Origin of the sequence: Pseudomonas sp. BC42 (assembly GCF_021560055.1) — a bacterium.
Classification (GTDB): domain Bacteria; phylum Pseudomonadota; class Gammaproteobacteria; order Pseudomonadales; family Pseudomonadaceae; genus Aquipseudomonas.
The window spans coordinates 2,976,129-2,991,067 of sequence record NZ_CP091067.1 but is presented as its reverse complement, the minus strand read 5'-3'; the positions used below and the strand labels follow the sequence as shown (position 1 = coordinate 2,991,067).

15 protein-coding genes are annotated in these 14,939 nt (G+C 65.6%); 8 read left to right on the top strand and 7 right to left on the bottom strand.

What is annotated here, in order from left to right; genetic code table 11:
• Positions 1 to 2 precede the first annotated feature (2 nt).
• Positions 3 to 1,085, top strand: a complete 1,083-nt coding sequence (gene modC / locus L1O02_RS13865) for a molybdenum ABC transporter ATP-binding protein (protein ID WP_060839616.1) — start codon at positions 3 to 5, stop codon at positions 1,083 to 1,085.
• A gap of 167 nt (positions 1,086 to 1,252) precedes the next feature.
• A complete protein-coding gene (locus L1O02_RS13860; RefSeq protein WP_235760092.1) occupies positions 1,253 to 2,893 on the top strand; it encodes an ATP-binding cassette domain-containing protein in 1,641 nt (546 codons plus the stop codon).
• A gap of 104 nt (positions 2,894 to 2,997) precedes the next feature.
• Here the strand turns inward: L1O02_RS13860 and L1O02_RS13855 are convergent, their stop codons facing one another.
• The 4 genes from L1O02_RS13855 to L1O02_RS13840 all read right to left on the bottom strand — a co-directional run bounded on the left by L1O02_RS13855 (position 2,998) and on the right by L1O02_RS13840 (position 5,033).
• Positions 2,998 to 3,318: a YbjQ family protein gene (locus tag L1O02_RS13855; protein WP_016967309.1), complete on the bottom strand. Its 321-nt coding sequence runs from the start codon at positions 3,316 to 3,318 to the stop codon at positions 2,998 to 3,000.
• 144 nt (positions 3,319 to 3,462) lie between these two features.
• Positions 3,463 to 3,621, bottom strand: a complete 159-nt coding sequence (locus L1O02_RS13850) for a hypothetical protein (RefSeq protein WP_235760091.1) — start codon at positions 3,619 to 3,621, stop codon at positions 3,463 to 3,465.
• A 224-nt stretch (positions 3,622 to 3,845) separates the two neighbouring features.
• The gene (locus tag L1O02_RS13845) at positions 3,846 to 4,238 is read right to left on the bottom strand and encodes an MliC family protein (RefSeq protein ID WP_016967307.1); all 393 of its coding nucleotides are present in this window, start codon (positions 4,236 to 4,238) and stop codon (positions 3,846 to 3,848) included.
• Between the two features lie 195 nt (positions 4,239 to 4,433).
• Entirely contained in the window at positions 4,434 to 5,033 is a 600-nt protein-coding gene (locus L1O02_RS13840; protein WP_060843813.1) for a GNAT family N-acetyltransferase, read from the bottom strand.
• A 197-nt stretch (positions 5,034 to 5,230) separates the two neighbouring features.
• Between L1O02_RS13840 and L1O02_RS13835 the strand changes: the two genes are divergently transcribed.
• Positions 5,231 to 6,166, top strand: coding sequence for a hypothetical protein (locus L1O02_RS13835; RefSeq protein WP_108545462.1), 936 nt, complete (start codon positions 5,231 to 5,233; stop codon positions 6,164 to 6,166).
• Between the two features lie 198 nt (positions 6,167 to 6,364).
• The gene (locus L1O02_RS13830) at positions 6,365 to 6,574 is read left to right on the top strand and encodes a hypothetical protein (protein WP_016967305.1); all 210 of its coding nucleotides are present in this window, start codon (positions 6,365 to 6,367) and stop codon (positions 6,572 to 6,574) included.
• A gap of 85 nt (positions 6,575 to 6,659) precedes the next feature.
• Here the strand turns inward: L1O02_RS13830 and L1O02_RS13825 are convergent, their stop codons facing one another.
• The 3 genes from L1O02_RS13825 to L1O02_RS13815 all read right to left on the bottom strand — a co-directional run bounded on the left by L1O02_RS13825 (position 6,660) and on the right by L1O02_RS13815 (position 9,684).
• Positions 6,660 to 7,043 (bottom strand): cytochrome c, encoded by a 384-nt coding sequence (locus L1O02_RS13825; RefSeq protein WP_235760247.1) that lies wholly within the window; start codon positions 7,041 to 7,043, stop codon positions 6,660 to 6,662.
• A 275-nt stretch (positions 7,044 to 7,318) separates the two neighbouring features.
• Entirely contained in the window at positions 7,319 to 8,515 is a 1,197-nt protein-coding gene (locus tag L1O02_RS13820; RefSeq protein WP_235760246.1) for an MFS transporter, read from the bottom strand.
• Positions 8,516 to 8,634: 119 nt separating this feature from the next.
• Complete coding sequence (locus L1O02_RS13815) at positions 8,635 to 9,684, bottom strand: NAD(P)-dependent alcohol dehydrogenase (RefSeq protein WP_129405628.1); 1,050 nt, start codon at positions 9,682 to 9,684, stop codon at positions 8,635 to 8,637.
• Between the two features lie 161 nt (positions 9,685 to 9,845).
• Here L1O02_RS13815 and L1O02_RS13810 point away from each other — a divergent pair, with 161 nt between their 5' ends.
• The 4 genes from L1O02_RS13810 to L1O02_RS13795 all read left to right on the top strand — a co-directional run bounded on the left by L1O02_RS13810 (position 9,846) and on the right by L1O02_RS13795 (position 14,935).
• Positions 9,846 to 10,778 carry an AraC family transcriptional regulator gene (locus tag L1O02_RS13810; RefSeq protein WP_235760245.1) on the top strand — a complete coding sequence of 311 codons (933 nt, stop codon included), beginning with the start codon at positions 9,846 to 9,848 and terminating at the stop codon, positions 10,776 to 10,778.
• Between the two features lie 88 nt (positions 10,779 to 10,866).
• A complete protein-coding gene (locus L1O02_RS13805) occupies positions 10,867 to 11,325 on the top strand; it encodes a (2Fe-2S)-binding protein (RefSeq protein WP_235760090.1) in 459 nt (152 codons plus the stop codon).
• Positions 11,322 to 13,565 (top strand): molybdopterin cofactor-binding domain-containing protein, encoded by a 2,244-nt coding sequence (locus L1O02_RS13800; protein ID WP_060843819.1) that lies wholly within the window; start codon positions 11,322 to 11,324, stop codon positions 13,563 to 13,565. The genes L1O02_RS13805 and L1O02_RS13800 overlap by 4 nt, the downstream gene beginning before the upstream one ends.
• A gap of 17 nt (positions 13,566 to 13,582) precedes the next feature.
• Positions 13,583 to 14,935 carry a cytochrome c gene (locus L1O02_RS13795; RefSeq protein WP_235760089.1) on the top strand — a complete coding sequence of 451 codons (1,353 nt, stop codon included), beginning with the start codon at positions 13,583 to 13,585 and terminating at the stop codon, positions 14,933 to 14,935.
• The last annotated feature ends 4 nt before the right edge of the window (positions 14,936 to 14,939 follow it).

The following is a 14,939-nucleotide window of genomic DNA, read 5'->3' as shown; positions in this document are numbered from 1 at the left end:
CCATGAGCCTCCACATCAAGCTGCACCTGGATTACCAGGCATTCGACCTGGACCTGGATCTGCAACTGCCGGGCCGCGGGGTCACCGCGCTCTATGGCCACTCCGGATCCGGCAAGACCACCTGCCTGCGCTGCATCGCCGGCCTGGAAAAGGCCGGGCGCGGTCGCATCCAGATCAACGACGAGGTCTGGCAGGACAGCCGGCAACGGCTGTTCGTGCCACCGCACAAGCGGTCCCTGGGTTATGTGTTTCAGGAGGCCAGTCTGTTTGCCCACCTGTCGGTCCAGGCCAACCTGGAGTTCGGCCTGCGCCGCATCCCCAAGGCGCAGCGCCGGGTGGACATGGCCCAAGCCACCGAACTGCTGGGCATCGGCCACTTGCTGCAGCGCCATCCGCAGCACCTCTCGGGCGGCGAGCGCCAGCGCATCGGCATCGCCCGGGCCTTGCTCACCAGTCCACGCCTGCTGCTGATGGACGAGCCCCTGGCGGCCCTGGACTCCAGACGCAAGGGCGAAATCCTGCCCTACCTGGAGCGCCTGCACGACGAGCTGGATATCCCGGTGCTCTATGTCAGTCATTCCCAGGACGAAGTGGCACGCCTGGCGGACCACATCGTGCTGCTCAGCGATGGCCGCGCCCTGGCCAGCGGCCCCATCGGCCAGACCCTGGCGCGCCTGGATTTGCCCCTGGCCCTGGGTGACGATGCCGGCGTGGTGGTCGAGGGCCGGGTCAGCCACTACGACCCGAATTATCAATTGCTGACCCTGCAACTGCCCGACAGCCCACTGCAGGTACGCGTGGCCCACGGTGCGCTGGCCCAGGGCAAGGCCCTGCGCTTCAAGGTCCAGGCCCGCGACGTCAGCCTGAGCCTGCAGGCCAGCGAACACAGCAGCATCCTCAACCGCCTGCCGGTGACCGTGTGCGAAGAGATCCCGGCGGACAACGTCGCCCACGTCCTGGTGCGCCTGGACGCGGCGGGCACCCCGCTGCTGGCACGTATCACTCGTTACTCCCGGGACCAGCTCGAGCTGCATCCCGGCCAGCAGCTCTGGGCCCAGATCAAGGCGGTGGCGGTACTGGCCTGAATCCATCTCCGCCCTTGCCAGGGCCCCGGGTCCGGCGTTAGGCTTCGCGCCTTCCTTGCCGTCCCAGGACGATTGCCGACGTGAACAACTAAGCCTTCCAAAATGTATCCGCGACGAGCCCCTCAACCGCGCTCGTTGGTCTGTTGCCACATTTTCCGGAGGTGCTGATGACTCACGTCAAACGGCTGCCTGCGCTGGTTTCACTGAACCGGCTGTCTTATCAATTCGCCAATGGCGACACCCTGTTCGATGCCCTGAACCTGACGTTCGATGGCCTGCCCACAGCCATAGTCGGGCGCAATGGCGCGGGCAAATCCCTGCTGCTGCGCCTGATCGCCGGGGAACTGCAACCCTCTGCGGGCAGCATCCAGCGCCCTGCCCGCCTGACCTACGTGCCCCAGGATCCGCGACCGGCGCCGCAGCAGACGGTGGCCCAGGTCGCCGGGCTGGCCGAAGCCCTGCACGCCCTGCAACGCCTGGCGGCCGGCACCGCGGCCGCGGAGGATTGGCAGCAGGTCGATGGCCGCTGGGACCTGGCCGAGCGGCTGCGTCAGGCCCTGGATCAGGCCGGCCTGGCGTGGCTGCAGCCCGAGGACCCGGCGGCCACCCTGAGCGGCGGACAGCTGGCCCGGGTGGCGCTGATCGGCGCCCTGCTCGGCGACGCGCCACTGCTCCTGCTCGATGAGCCGAGCAACCATCTGGACCGGGCCGGCCGGCGCTGGCTGATGGAGCAGTTGCGGCACTGGCGCGGCGGGCTGATCCTGGTCAGCCATGACCGCCAGTTGCTGATGCAGGTGCAGCGCATCGTCGAGCTTGGCCCCTTGGGCGCCCGGGTCTATGGCGGCAATTACGCGCTGTTCCAGGCCCAGCGCCAGGCCCTTGAAGGTGCCACCCAGGCGACACTGGAACAGGCCCGCAGCCAACGCAGCCGCGAACTCAAGCGCCTGCAGCGCGAGCACGACACCATCCAGCGCCACGCCGCGGCGTCGCGCAAGCACGCCAAGACCGCCAATGTCTCCAGCATGGAACGGGCCAGCATGCTCGGCGGCGCCCGGAACATCATGGGCCAGGTGCGGCACCAGCATCAGCAACACAAAAGCGCCCTCGACCAACAGGTTCGCGATGCCTACGCCCGGGTCACCCCGGAGCAACCTACCCTGCTCACCCTGCCCGAGACCCGCATGGCGGCCGGCCAGGCGCTGTTCAATCTGCAGCGGGCGCAACTGCCCTGGCTGGACAGCGAGTCGCCGGCGACCTATCTCACCGGCAACCTCAGCGGCCCGGCGCGCATTGCCCTGGTCGGTCCCAACGGGTGTGGCAAATCCACCCTGCTGAAGATGCTGGCCGGGCATCTGCGGCCGCTCAGTGGTCAATGCCGGGTAACGGTGGCCAGCGCCTATCTGGATCAGCACCTGCTGCAATTGGCCGCCGAGCGCTCGCTGCTGGAGCAGTTGCAAAGCGGCGCCACGGCCCTGGAGGAAAGCACCCTGCGCACCCGGCTGGCGCGCCTGCAACTCGATGCCCGTCGGGTCCAGCAACCCTGCGCCTTGCTCAGCGGCGGCGAACGCCTTAAAGCTGCCCTGGCGCTGGCGTTGTGGGCCGGTAATCCGGCGCAGCTGTTGCTGCTCGACGAGCCCACCAACCACCTGGACCTGGAGTCGGTACAGGCCTTCGAGCAAGCGCTGCGGGACTTTCCCGGCGCGTTGCTGGTGGCCTCCCACGATGAGGCCTTTCTCCAGGCCCTGGCACCGACCCATGAGTGGCAATGGTCTGCCCGCGGCTGGCAGCTGCGCGAGTGCCGGCCATGAAGCAGCACTGCCCGCAAGCGCGGCGCCCTGGCCCGGATGTCGGCCTGCAGACGCTTAGCGCAGCCGGGGGCGGCGCCGAATTGCCCTCGGCACCGTGCGGGGGGTCACTTGAGCTTGACGGCGGTCCCGGTGGCAAACACCACCACCATGCCGCCACGCCCCGAAGGCATGCTGATCTCGAAATCCAGGCCGACCACCGCGTCGGCATTGAGCCCGCGGGCGCGCTCCTTGATTTCACTGGTGGCCTGGATCCGCGCCTCTCTCAGGGCCCGTTCCAGAGTCTGGGAACGGCCACCGAAGAAGTCGCGCATCCCGGCGAACAGGTCGCGGACCACGTTGATGCCCTGAACCGATTCGGCGCTGACGATATCCAGATAACCGGCAATTTCCCGGCCTTCGATATGGGCGGTGGTGGTGACGATCATGTACTTCTCCCTTGAGCGAACAGCCCGTCCCGAGATCTTGGAACGGCAAAGCCGGCGATGGTAGCAGAGCCCGGAGATTCGGCGCCGGCCATGTGCGGTTGAGCACCCGGCACAAAAAGCCCCGCTCTTTGGCGGGGCTTGGGCTCAGGGCTTCAAGGGACGCTCTTCATCCAGCTCGGAGAGGCTCTTGCCGTCGTCCGGGTGTTTCCAGGTCTGCGGTGGCGGCTCCCGGTGTTCGACCGGGTGCTGCTCCGTTTCATCGCTGCGTTCATGCTCGTAAGGGCGTTGCTCTGGTGTTGTCATGCCCACCTCTCTTCCTGAAGGGATTTTTGACTCGCCTGTTCAGGTTAGAACAGATCCGGCCACCACCCGGTGCCGTCGACCGGAGCACCGCCGGTCAAGATGAAATTTCTTTCACCCAAGGGCCGACCGCGTCTGTGTATAGTCCCCTCGCTCATTCAAGCAACTACGTTCGCCCGCCCTCTCCCGCGGGCTTTTTTTTGCCCGCAAGCCACGCCGGCCAGGGCTCACTGAGGGTCGATCTCCTGGCAGTCGTTGAGCAGTTGCTGCTCCTTGGCGGTGTGATCTGCCTCCAGGAACGACAACATGGCCATCTTGCCTTTGGTGTGCCAGCGAAAGCTGTTCTGTTCGTCGTCCGCCACATACAGCGCACCGGAAGCCGAACGGGCAATGTGCATGGGAATCAATTGGTCCTTGTAGTAGAGCGTGGCGAACGAGGTGCCATTGTCGATGTTCAGGTAGGCCGCATCGATGCGGACATTGCCCTCGCACCGATAGCGCGCCACCTGGCTCTGATAGGTCGGTTCAGGGGTGGGTGACTGAGCCTGGGCAGCCTCGGTGAGAATCGGCAGGGCCGAAGCCAAAGCCGCGGCGCAGAGCATTGCGAGACGAGTTTTCACGGTATTTCCCCCGGACGGTCAAAGATGCCCCATGGGACTGCCGACCGCGATTTTAGTTCATGCCCGAAAGGCCTCACCCTGGGCTGCCGGGCGTGCCAGCACCGCCCTTGCTCAGGTGCTGGACGGGCGCACACGGCGGCGGATTTGCACGCCCCGCCCCACCCGACGCACGGCGCCACTGCCAACCGTTTTTTCTCAGACTGCCAGCGGGGACTCGACCCGATCGCGGGGCATCAGGGTCAGGTAGTCTTCGAGAGCATCCGAGGCCAGCGGCTTGATCATGATGCGCACCCGGTGCCGCAGCCGGCCTAGCTCGATCCCGTCACGGGTACGAGCCTCAACGTAGCCGCAGGCTCTCCAGAAGCCCTCGGCCCGGACGTTCTCGACCACCACGCTCAGGCGCAGCCAGCGCGCCCCCAGACCTGCGGCCCAATCTTCCAGCTCGCGATGCAACTGCCGGGCAATGCCCTGGCCCTGCAGCGAGCCGGCCAGCATGAACAGACCAATGTGCCAGACCCCGGGCGCCAGCAGATCGCTGACGATACTGACCATGGCCACCAGGGCTCCTGTGGCGTCGAAGTAACCGATCTTCCACTTGCGAGTGAAGGACCAGCCCTCTGGCAAGCGGTCATCGATTTCATCGCGGGCTTCATCCGGCTGCGGCGCACAGCCGTGAACCCTGTGGAAGTAGTCCGGATTCTCAACGAAGAACGCCTGCAACCGCTCGACATCCAGCAGGGTGATCTCCCTGGCCCACAGTCCAGTGGATGAATGAGGCAAGGGGCCTTGTTGCATGGGATAACGCTCCGAGAGGGCCACAAGACCCGTGCATGAAAAGGCGATCCTAGCGCTCCCTGCACAACCGGCGACATGGTCCATTTGTTGAAAAGATGTATAACGCACGGTGCCTGACCAAGACTCAGGCAGGCCCCTGGATTTATCATGGGCGCCCCGCGCCAGCGGCTCCCCCCACCCAGCAACGGATTGCAAGCATGTCCTCACCTCTGTCTTCGCCCGGCTACCAGCGCCTGCTGGCCCTGCAGCAACGCATCCATGACTTCACCCGGGACCAGGCCAGCGAGCGCGACGACAACCCCGAGGACCTGACGGGACCGCTGTGGGTCAGCGATTACAACTACCTGGCCCTGGCCCCGATACGTGGTGGCCTGCATCTGGAGTTTCATGGCGACCTGTGGGAGGAGCCCTTTGCCTGGACCCTGGAATGCCTCGCCGACCAGGCAGTGGCCGATACCCTCAGTTCCCTGGCCTTTTCCGGCCCGGACCAAGGGGCAAACGGCACCCGCGAATGGGAGTTCACACCCTTGTTGGACAGCGACGTGAACTTTCCCATTCTCAGGTCGCTGTCGGTTCGCCCCAGCGAGCCCCAGGACCACAATGCCTCGCTGATCCAGAAAGCCGGCACGCTGATGGAGGAAGCAGGAGAGATCGCCCGCTTTGTCGCCAAGGCGCCGCATCTGAGCGAATTGACCCTGCCCAATGCCCCCGACTCGAGCTTCTTCCAGGTCCAGCTGCCGCACCTTACCCACCTACGCATTGGCGGCCATTGGGACACCCAGCACTTCATTGCCAACCTGGCCGGCTCGGACAATCTGCCGCGGCTGAGCAACCTGGACTTCACCGAATCCAGCGCGCTGCAGAACAACTGGGCGGATCAGCGCGAAGAACAGTCCGTCACCTCCTTCGCCGACTATGAACAACTATTGGCCAGTGCTGCCTGCGACCCTTTGAGGGCGCTACGCCTGCGCAACACCTGCCTGAGCCTGGAACAGCTCGAGCGCCTGCAACAGCTGCGCCCTGCATTGCAGTTCATGGTGATCCAAGCCACTGGCGGCGGCTACGTAACGCATTTTGCCCGGCACGTATTTCCCTGGCGGCATCTGGTGCAGCCGGATCCGGGACAACGCTGAAACCACCCTGCAACGGCAACCGACAAAATTGCGAGCCCTGATCCGAGTGAACAGCCGCCCAGGAGCCGGCCCCGCACAGCCGATCGACCGGCTCCTGGGCCCTCGGTTGAGCCATCAGCCCGTGGGCTCGTGCTCTTGCGCCATCAAGAGCGTGGTAGCCTTCGCGCTGATTCTCAAGCGCCGTGGAAGACCGATCCAATGACCAAGAAACAGCCGGCAGAGAGCAACACCGTGACTGCTGCCGATATCGAACGCTCCATACAGGCCCTCAACAAGATGGCCGAGCGCCTGTGGGGAGATGGCCGGGAAGCGGAAGCCCAGGCCCTGATCAATGCCCTGGACGGATTAAACCGGGCACTGGATCGGATCCGGATTGGAGAGAGCCGCAGGATTGTCACGCTGCATTGAGGCATAACGCGGGCCACCGTCCCGATCAACCGCCGGCCAGGGGCTGTTCACCTCAAGTGGCTGCGCTGTAGCCGCCCCTGCGACATCATCGACTTTTGGCGATGACCTCACTCATGTACTGATTCAAGTCGCGAAAATCCTTAACGCTCCAAGGGTGCGGCGCGATCTTTACGCCGTTCTCTCGCAAGATTCTTGGGATCAAGTCGCCATTGGGACGAAGAATGACCGAAGAGACGATCACGCCCGGATAGTCCTTGAGGCGTTTCTTGAACGCGGCAGTGGTCAGGTCCGGTGTCGGCGGCTTGCTTTTATGCGCCAAGGGCCCCGTGCCCTTGATGTCCGCTCCGTGACACACGGCGCATCGCTGCAGATAGAGGGTCTTTCCATTGGCGTTCTCCGCCAGGGACAGCGGGGTTTGAGCAAGCGACCAGAACCCGAGTGCCGCGATACACAGTATTTTTATGTTCATGTCCATATGGCCTTGTTGAAAACCCTGGGCGGTAGCGAGGGCGAACACGGCGGCGCAGCACACCCATGAAATCAACGCATTGATTTCACCGGGCAACCCCTGCTGCCGCCGATTGAAAGCCGGCCATTCTCTTTCGGCACACCCAGGCTTGCAACGATCTTCCAGGGAAATGCGTGAACGCCCCGGTTCCAGGCTTGCCACGCAAAGCTCGCCCACAGGCCATTGTCAGCCGGCACGGGTTCATGCCCCCACGCCCTGAGCCGCTCCTGCTCTCGTCAGGCCCTGGCGTGCGCCTCCGCCATACCCACTTGCGCAGCGCTGCGACCTGCAAGCCAAGCGAGCACCGCAGCGGCGACCAGCACCACCGCGCTGAGCGCGAACGTGGCTTGATAGCCGCGCAGATCAAAGGCCAGCCCACCGATGATCGCCCCGCCGGCGATCGCCAGTTGTACGATGGCCACCAGCAAGCCGCCTCCGGCTTCGGCATCATCGGGCAGGGTTTGCGCCAGCCAGGTCCACCAGCCAACGGGAGCGGCCGTGGCGACCAGCCCCCATGCCCCGAGCAGCGCGGCGGTCAGCAGCGGCGAGCTGCCGAAGTTCACCAGGGCCAGCGCGATGACCGCCATGCCCAGAGGTATGAGCGTCAGCGTGCGGTAAAGAGCATTGCCCATGAAGCGCTCAATCACGCAGGTGCCGATGAAACCGGCCACTCCCAGCCCCAGCAGCATGAAAGACAGGGTGGTAACGCTGACGCCGGTGACGACCTCGAGAAATGGACGCAGGTAGGTGAACAGCATGAACTGCCCCATGAAGAACACGCTGACGGCGGCCATTCCCAGGGCGACCGGCGTCTGCTTCATCAGTCGCAAGGCATTGCCGCTCGCGGCCCGGCGCTCGACCTTGAAGGACGGAAGGCTGATCAGCAGCCACACGGCGGCAAGCGTCGCGACAGGCACCACACAGAAGAATGCGCCGCGCCAGCCTATCAGCGAGCCCAGGAAGCTGCCCGCGGGGGCGGCGATCACCGTGGCCAGAGCATTGCCCCCATTGACCATGGCCAGCGCCCGGGAAACCTGATCAGGCCGCACCAGGCGCATTGCAGTGGCCGCCGACAGTGACCAGAAACCGCCAATGGCGATACCCAGCAAGGCACGCCCGAACATGAACCAGGAGTAGCCCGGTGCGAGCGCGACCAGGGTGCCCGACACCATCATCAGCAGGGTCAGGCACAGCAGCAGCTTCTTGCGCTCGACCCGGGCGGCAACTGCCGCAATCACCAGGCTGGTGACCAATGCAAAGGCCCCGGACACGGAAATGCCCTGCCCGGCCTGGCCTTCGGTGATGTGCAAGTCTGCCGCGATGGGGGTCAGCAAGCTGACGGGCATGAACTCCGAAGCGACCAGGGCGAATGCGGCCAGGGACATGGCCAGCACGGCGCTCCAGCCGGTTTTTTCTGTGCAACCAAAGGTCATTGACTCTACCTGTGCGGATAAAAGCGGGTGGGTGTTGCCTGCAGGAAAACGCTGCATGGGGCGCTCGCTGCGGCTGGCGCTCGCAGCCGCGGTCGATTGCGCCCCAACGGCGGGGTCTTTCACTTCGCCAGCGTCGCGTTGTCGATCACGAAACGGTATTTGACGTCGCCCCGGAGCATCCGCTCGTAGGCCTGATTGATGTGCTGCGCGGCGATCAGCTCGATGTCCGAAACGATGCCGTGCTCGGCGCAGAAGTCGAGCATCTCCTGGGTTTGCGCAATGCCGCCGATCATCGATCCGGCCAGGGTGCGGCGCTTCATGATCAGGTTGAACACGTTGGGCGCCGGGTGCGGCGAGGCCGGCGCTCCCACCAGGGTCATCACGCCATCGCGCTTGAGCAGCACCAGCAGGGCATCCAGGTCGTGGGGCGCAGCAACGGTGTTGATGATCAGGTCGAAGCTTTGCAGGTGCGCGGCCATTTGCCCGGCATCGCTTGAGATCACCACTTCATCGGCACCGAGGCGTCTGGCCGCCTCACGCTTGGACTCCGACGTGGTGAAAGCCACCACCTGCGCGCCCAGCGCGTGGGCCAGCTTGATGCCCATGTGGCCCAGGCCGCCGATGCCCACCACGCCGACTTTCTTCCCGGGCCCGGCCTTCCAGTGACGCAGCGGCGACCAGGTGGTGATGCCGGCACACAGCAGCGGCGCGACGGCCGCCAACTGCGCCTCGGGGTGGCGAATGCGGAGCACGTAGCGCTGGTGCACGACGATCGCCTGGGAGTAGCCACCGAGTGTCCAGCCCGGCGCATCGGGCGTGGCAAAGTTGTAGGTGCCAATCATCCCGTCGCAGTAGTTCTCCAGGCCCTCGGCGCACTCCTGGCAATGCTTGCAGCTGTCGACAATGCAGCCCACTCCCACCCGGTCACCCGGGGCGAAGCCGGTGACCTTCTGACCTACCGCGGCGACCCGGCCGACGATCTCGTGGCCGGGCACGCAAGGAAAGCGGGTCCCGGCCCATTCGCCGCGCACCTGGTGCAGGTCGGAGTGGCAGATGCCGCAATAGGCAATCTCGATCAGCACATCGTCCGGGCCGGGATCGCGACGGGTGATGCGCAGCGGTTCAAGCGGTTTGTCGCCCGCGTGGGCGCCATAAGCGAAGACTTGCATGGAGGCTCTCCTTTGACAGTTCGGCACATTTTTCCCGGTCGATCCGCCCCTGCCCTAGTGCATTCCGCTTGAATGCTTGCCTAATCCTATGAGGATGCAGGCAGCTGGATAGGAAACCTCTGATGAGCGGATTAGAGTTCGCTCAACAGGAGCCAGCCGACATGATCCACACCGCCCCGCGCCACGAATCGCCTCTGGCGCTGCACATCGACCCGCGCGTGAACGCCCCCGGAGACGTCGCCACCGCCATCCCCGGCCTGTCGCTGTTTCGTCGCGACCAGCCGGCGCCCCCTGCCGTGTGCATGATCGAGCCGAGCCTGGTGCTGGTGGGGCGTGGGGAAAAACGTTTGTGGGTCGGTGGTGCGGGCTACAGCTACGACCCTTCCCGGTTTCTGGTCACCTCACTGGACCTGCCGGCCAACTCCGAAGTGCTGCTTGCCAGCCCCCGGCAACCCTGCGTCGGGCTGGTGCTGAAGCTGGATGTCAGCCTGCTCGCCGAGATCATCACCCAGGGCGGTTTGCCGGCAAACCGCCAGCCGGCTGCGGCGGCTGGTGCGGGCATTGGCCAGATGTCGCCGCCCCTGGAGGGTGCCCTCGGTCGCCTGCTGGCCTTGCTCGATGAACCCGAGGCGATCCCGGTGCTGGCGCCGCTGATTCTGCGGGAGATCCACTATCGGCTGCTCAATACCGACCAGGGATCACGGCTGCGGCAGATCACCGCCGTCGATGGCCAGGGCTACCGCATTGCCAAAGCCATCGACTGGCTCAAGGTCAACTACACCGCAGCGCTGCGCATCGATGAACTGGCGGCGCGGGTCCAGATGAGCGCCCCGACCTTTCACCATCATTTCCGTCAGCTCACCGGCATGAGTCCGCTGCGCTACCAGAAGTGGCTGCGGCTGAACGAGGCCCGTCGACTAATGTTGATGGAGCGCCTGGACGTTTCGCGGGCGGCGTTCGCCGTCGGCTATGAAAGTCCCTCGCAGTTCAGCCGCGAATATGGCCGCCTGTTCGGCGCCGCACCCAGTCGTGACATCGGGCTGCTGCGTGGACAGCCCGTTGCCGCACAAGCGCTCGACAACGCGGCACATTGAGCCGAGCGCCGGTTATACCGCTGATGCGCCTCGCTGCGTGCCAGCCCCTACAACAATGACCTTCAACCGATGATCCAGCGGGTGAGCCATGGAACTGAGAATCAACCAGAAGACCTATCAGGTCGACGCCGACGCCGATACGCCCTTGCTGTGGGTGATCCGCGATGATCTGGGCCTGACCGGCACCAAGTACGGTTGCGGGCTGGCGCAGTGCGGCGCCTGTTCTGTGCTGGTGGACGGCAATGTGGTGCGTTCGTGCGTGACGCCGGTGGCCGGGGTGGTCGGCCGCGAGGTCACCACCATCGAGGCCATCGAAGCCGATGCCGTGGGCAAGCGGGTCGTCGCCACCTGGGTCGACCTGCAGGTCGCCCAGTGCGGCTACTGCCAGTCCGGACAGGTGATGGCGGCCACGGCGCTGCTCAAGCAGAACCCCGAGCCGAGCGACGCGCAGATCCAGGCGGCGATGGTCAATCTGTGCCGCTGCGGAACCTACAACGCCATTCATGCCGCCATGCGTGAGCTGGCCGGCAGGAGGACCCCGGCATGAAGCCCGCTATCGATCCTTCCCTCCAGGCAGCGGCGCTGGCCCTGCAGGATCCGGTCAATCTGTCGCGCAGACGCTTTTTGACCGGCACCGCCGTCGGCGCGCTGGTGCTGGGGTTCGGCCTGCCGCTGGGGTCGCCCCGAGTGCAAGCGGCGGCAACTGCCGCGCGCGGCACCCAGGTTCCGGCGTTTCTGGAAATCCGCCCGGACAACCGCGTGCGCCTGCTGTGCCCGTTCATGGAAGGCGGCCAGGGTACGTTCACCGCGATGGCGCAGATCGTCGGTGAAGAATTGGACGCCGATCCGGCGAGCTTCCTGGTGGAGGCGGCGCCACCCGGCGAGGCCTATGTGGTCATGGACAACGGCATGCGCATCACCGGCGGCAGCATGTCGGTGCGCATGAGTTACCCGGTGATGCGCCGCCTCGGTGCCCTGGCCCGCGCCATGCTGCTGCAGGCGGGTGCATTGCAGTTGGGGGTGGCGGTGAGCGAGTTGAGCACCGAGCCTGGCAAGGTGCTGCATGCCGCGTCGGGCCGCTCGCTGACCTACGGTGAACTGGCCGAGCGGGCGATGGACCTGCCGGTTCCCGATCCTGCCTCGGTGCAACTGCGCGACCCGAGCCGGTTCCGCTGGATCGGCAAGCCGGTCAAGCGCGTCGATGCCTATGACAAGTCCACGGGCAAGGCGCTCTACAGCATCGATCTGCAGGTCGACGGCATGCTGCATGCCGCCGTTCAGCATGCCCCCCGCCTGGGCATGACCGTGGGCGGCCTGCGCAACGAAGAGCAGGTCAAAGCGATGAAAGGCGTGCACTCCGTGCATCGTCTGCCGGGCGCCGTGGCGGTGGTCGCCGAGCGCTGGTGGCACGCCAGGCGCGCGGTGGAAGCGATTCAGGTCGACTGGCTGGAGCCATCGGCCGACAGCAAGGTGCGGCCGATGCCCAAGGACTTTTCCAGCGACGGCTGGATCCAGCGCCTTGCCAGTGAAAAGGGCCCGGCCCGGGACGACGAAAACCAGGGCGACGTGGCTTCGATTCTGGCCGCCGCCAAGACCCGGATCGACGCCACCTACCACAACCAATACCTGAACCACGGGCAGCTGGAACCGCCTTCTGCCCTGGCCAGATTCAACCCCGACGGTTCGCTGGAGGTCTGGCTGCCGAACCAAGCGCCGGACATGTTCCTGGCGGACATCGCCAAGCGCACCGGGCTGGATCCGTCGCGCATCACCTTGCATTCGCCATTGCTGGGGGGATTCTTCGGGCGGCATTTCCTCTACGACTCAGCCAGCCCCTATCCCCAGGCGATCGAGCTGTCCAAGGCGGTTGGCCGTCCGGTGAAACTGATCTGGAGTCGGGAGGAAGAGTTCCTGCGTGACGTGCTGCGTCCGGTGGCGGCGGTGAATTTCCGCGCCGCGCTGGATAACGACGGCTGGCCCCTGGCAATCGAAGCCATCAGCGCCACCGAGGGGCCGACCGAGGCCCTCGCCGGCCGCCAAGGTGAGAAGCTCGACCCCACGGCGCTGGAAGGCTTGTCGGGCAAGTCCTACGCGATCCCCCACAAGCGGATAGCGCAGATCTACGTCAAGGGCCCGGCCATGTTGGGTTACTGGCGTTCGGTGGGTAACTCCCTCAACGACTTCTTCTACGAAGCCTTTCTTGACGAGCTGGCTGACAAGGGTGGCAAGGACCCCTTCGAACTGCGCCTGCATTTGCTGCGCGACAACCAGCGCCTGACCACCCTGCTGCAGGCGGTGGGTGAACTGTCGGGGGGCTGGAAGCGCGGGCCCTTTACCGCCGAGGACGGCACCCGGCGGGCGCGGGGCGTGGCCATGGCGTCGCCGTTCGGCACCCAGACCGCGGTGATCGCCGAAGTCTCCATCGAGAACGGGCAGGTCAAGGTGCACGACATCTGGCAGGCGATCGACCCCGGCAGCATCGTCAACCCGGCGATTGTCGAGGCTCAAGTCAACGGCGCCGTGGCGCTGGGGCTGTCGCAGACCCTGGTGGAAGAATCGGTGTGGGTCGATGGCAAGCCTCGGGCTCGCAACTACGACTTGTATCCGATCCTGCCGCCTGCGCGGATGGCTCGGGTGCACGTGCGAGTCGTCGAGAGCGGGGAAAAGATGGGCGGTATCGGCGAACCGCCGTTGCCCGCGGTTGCGCCGGCCGTCGCGAACGCGGTGGCGGCACTGACCGGGCAGCGGGTCCGCAGCCTGCCCATGAGCCGACACACCTTCACCTGATCAGCGCCGGAGCGTCCATGAATAACCGCCGATTCGCAAGAACCGCTGGCTGGCTGACGGTGTCATGCCTGGTCGTGGCCGGCCTGCTGGCCTGGTACGTCACTCGCCAGCCCGCCTCGCCTCTTGCCAGCCACCCGATCACTGCGGCCGAGCTCGACCCGGCGCTGGTCGCCCGCGGCGAATACGTCGCCAGGCTCAGCGATTGCGTGGCTTGCCACAGCGTGCCGGGCGGCGCGCCGTTCGCCGGTGGCCTGGAAATGGCCACGCCGCTGGGCGCGATCCATGCGACCAATATCACGCCGGACACCGAAACCGGCATCGGCCACTACAGCCTGGCGGACTTCGACCGGGCGCTGCGCCACGGCGTGGCACCCGGCGCCCGCCGTTTGTACCCGGCGATGCCCTATCCGTCCTACGCCAAGCTCAGCGACGACGACGTGCGGGCGCTGTACGCGTTCTTCATGAAGGGCGTGGCGCCGGTCAGACAGGCGAACATTCCCAGCGCCATTCCCTGGCCGCTGAACCTGCGCTGGCCGATTGCACTGTGGAACGCGGTGTTCGTCGACGCTGAGCCCTACGTGGCCAAAACGAAGCAGGACGATGTGTGGAACCGCGGCGCTTACCTCGTCCAGGGCCCCGGACATTGCGGCAGTTGTCATACGCCTCGGGGCCTGGCGTTCAATGAAAAGGCGCTGGATGAGTCCGCAGCGCCGTTTCTCGCCGGCGCCTTGCTCGATGGCTGGTATGCGCCAAGCCTGCGTGGCGACCACAACACGGGCCTGGGCCGCTGGAGCGAAGCGCAGATCGTGCAGTTCCTCAAGACCGGCCGCAATGAGCACGCAGTGGTCTATGGCTCGATGACCGAAGCGTTCAACAATTCCACGCAGTTCATGACCGATCAGGACCTGATGGCCATTGCCCGTTACCTCAAGTCGCTGCCCGGGGATCGCCAGCGCGACGGCACGCCCTGGCAGTATCAAGAGCTGTCGACCGCGACGGCGCTGGACGCTCCTGGCGCCCACACCTACCTGACACACTGCGCCTCGTGCCACGGCCCGGACGGCAAGGGGCAAGCCGAATGGATACCGCCGCTGGCGGGGGCGACCTCTGCCCTGGCCGGGGAAAGCGCCTCGGCGATCAACATCACCCTGAACGCTTCGCAGCGTGTCGTGGCCGCGGGAGTGCCGGACGCCTATCGCATGCCGGCCTTGCGTGAACAGTTGTCGGTTCAGCAGATCGCCGAGGTCCTGACCTTCGTGCGCAGCGCCTGGGGCAATCACGGCAGCGCCGTCCAGGCCCAGGCAGTGAGCCAGTTGCGTCGGCACACCGATCCGGCCAGCAGTAGCCCGATCATCCTGCACATGCGCTAGAGGA

What these genes read in the sequence shown, in the direction of transcription:
- modC (WP_060839616.1), top strand. Translation starts at nt 3, where the DNA reads ATGAGCCTCCACATCAAGCTGCACCTGGATTACCAGGCATTCGACCTG.
- L1O02_RS13860 (WP_235760092.1), top strand. Translation starts at nt 1,253, where the DNA reads ATGACTCACGTCAAACGGCTGCCTGCGCTGGTTTCACTGAACCGGCTG.
- L1O02_RS13855 (WP_016967309.1), bottom strand. Translation starts at nt 3,318, where the DNA reads ATGATCGTCACCACCACCGCCCATATCGAAGGCCGGGAAATTGCCGGT.
- L1O02_RS13850 (WP_235760091.1), bottom strand. Translation starts at nt 3,621, where the DNA reads ATGACAACACCAGAGCAACGCCCTTACGAGCATGAACGCAGCGATGAA.
- L1O02_RS13840 (WP_060843813.1), bottom strand. Translation starts at nt 5,033, where the DNA reads ATGCAACAAGGCCCCTTGCCTCATTCATCCACTGGACTGTGGGCCAGG.
- L1O02_RS13835 (WP_108545462.1), top strand. Translation starts at nt 5,231, where the DNA reads ATGTCCTCACCTCTGTCTTCGCCCGGCTACCAGCGCCTGCTGGCCCTG.
- L1O02_RS13830 (WP_016967305.1), top strand. Translation starts at nt 6,365, where the DNA reads ATGACCAAGAAACAGCCGGCAGAGAGCAACACCGTGACTGCTGCCGAT.
- L1O02_RS13825 (WP_235760247.1), bottom strand. Translation starts at nt 7,043, where the DNA reads ATGAACATAAAAATACTGTGTATCGCGGCACTCGGGTTCTGGTCGCTT.
- L1O02_RS13820 (WP_235760246.1), bottom strand. Translation starts at nt 8,515, where the DNA reads ATGACCTTTGGTTGCACAGAAAAAACCGGCTGGAGCGCCGTGCTGGCC.
- L1O02_RS13815 (WP_129405628.1), bottom strand. Translation starts at nt 9,684, where the DNA reads ATGCAAGTCTTCGCTTATGGCGCCCACGCGGGCGACAAACCGCTTGAA.
- L1O02_RS13810 (WP_235760245.1), top strand. Translation starts at nt 9,846, where the DNA reads ATGATCCACACCGCCCCGCGCCACGAATCGCCTCTGGCGCTGCACATC.
- L1O02_RS13805 (WP_235760090.1), top strand. Translation starts at nt 10,867, where the DNA reads ATGGAACTGAGAATCAACCAGAAGACCTATCAGGTCGACGCCGACGCC.
- L1O02_RS13800 (WP_060843819.1), top strand. Translation starts at nt 11,322, where the DNA reads ATGAAGCCCGCTATCGATCCTTCCCTCCAGGCAGCGGCGCTGGCCCTG.
- L1O02_RS13795 (WP_235760089.1), top strand. Translation starts at nt 13,583, where the DNA reads ATGAATAACCGCCGATTCGCAAGAACCGCTGGCTGGCTGACGGTGTCA.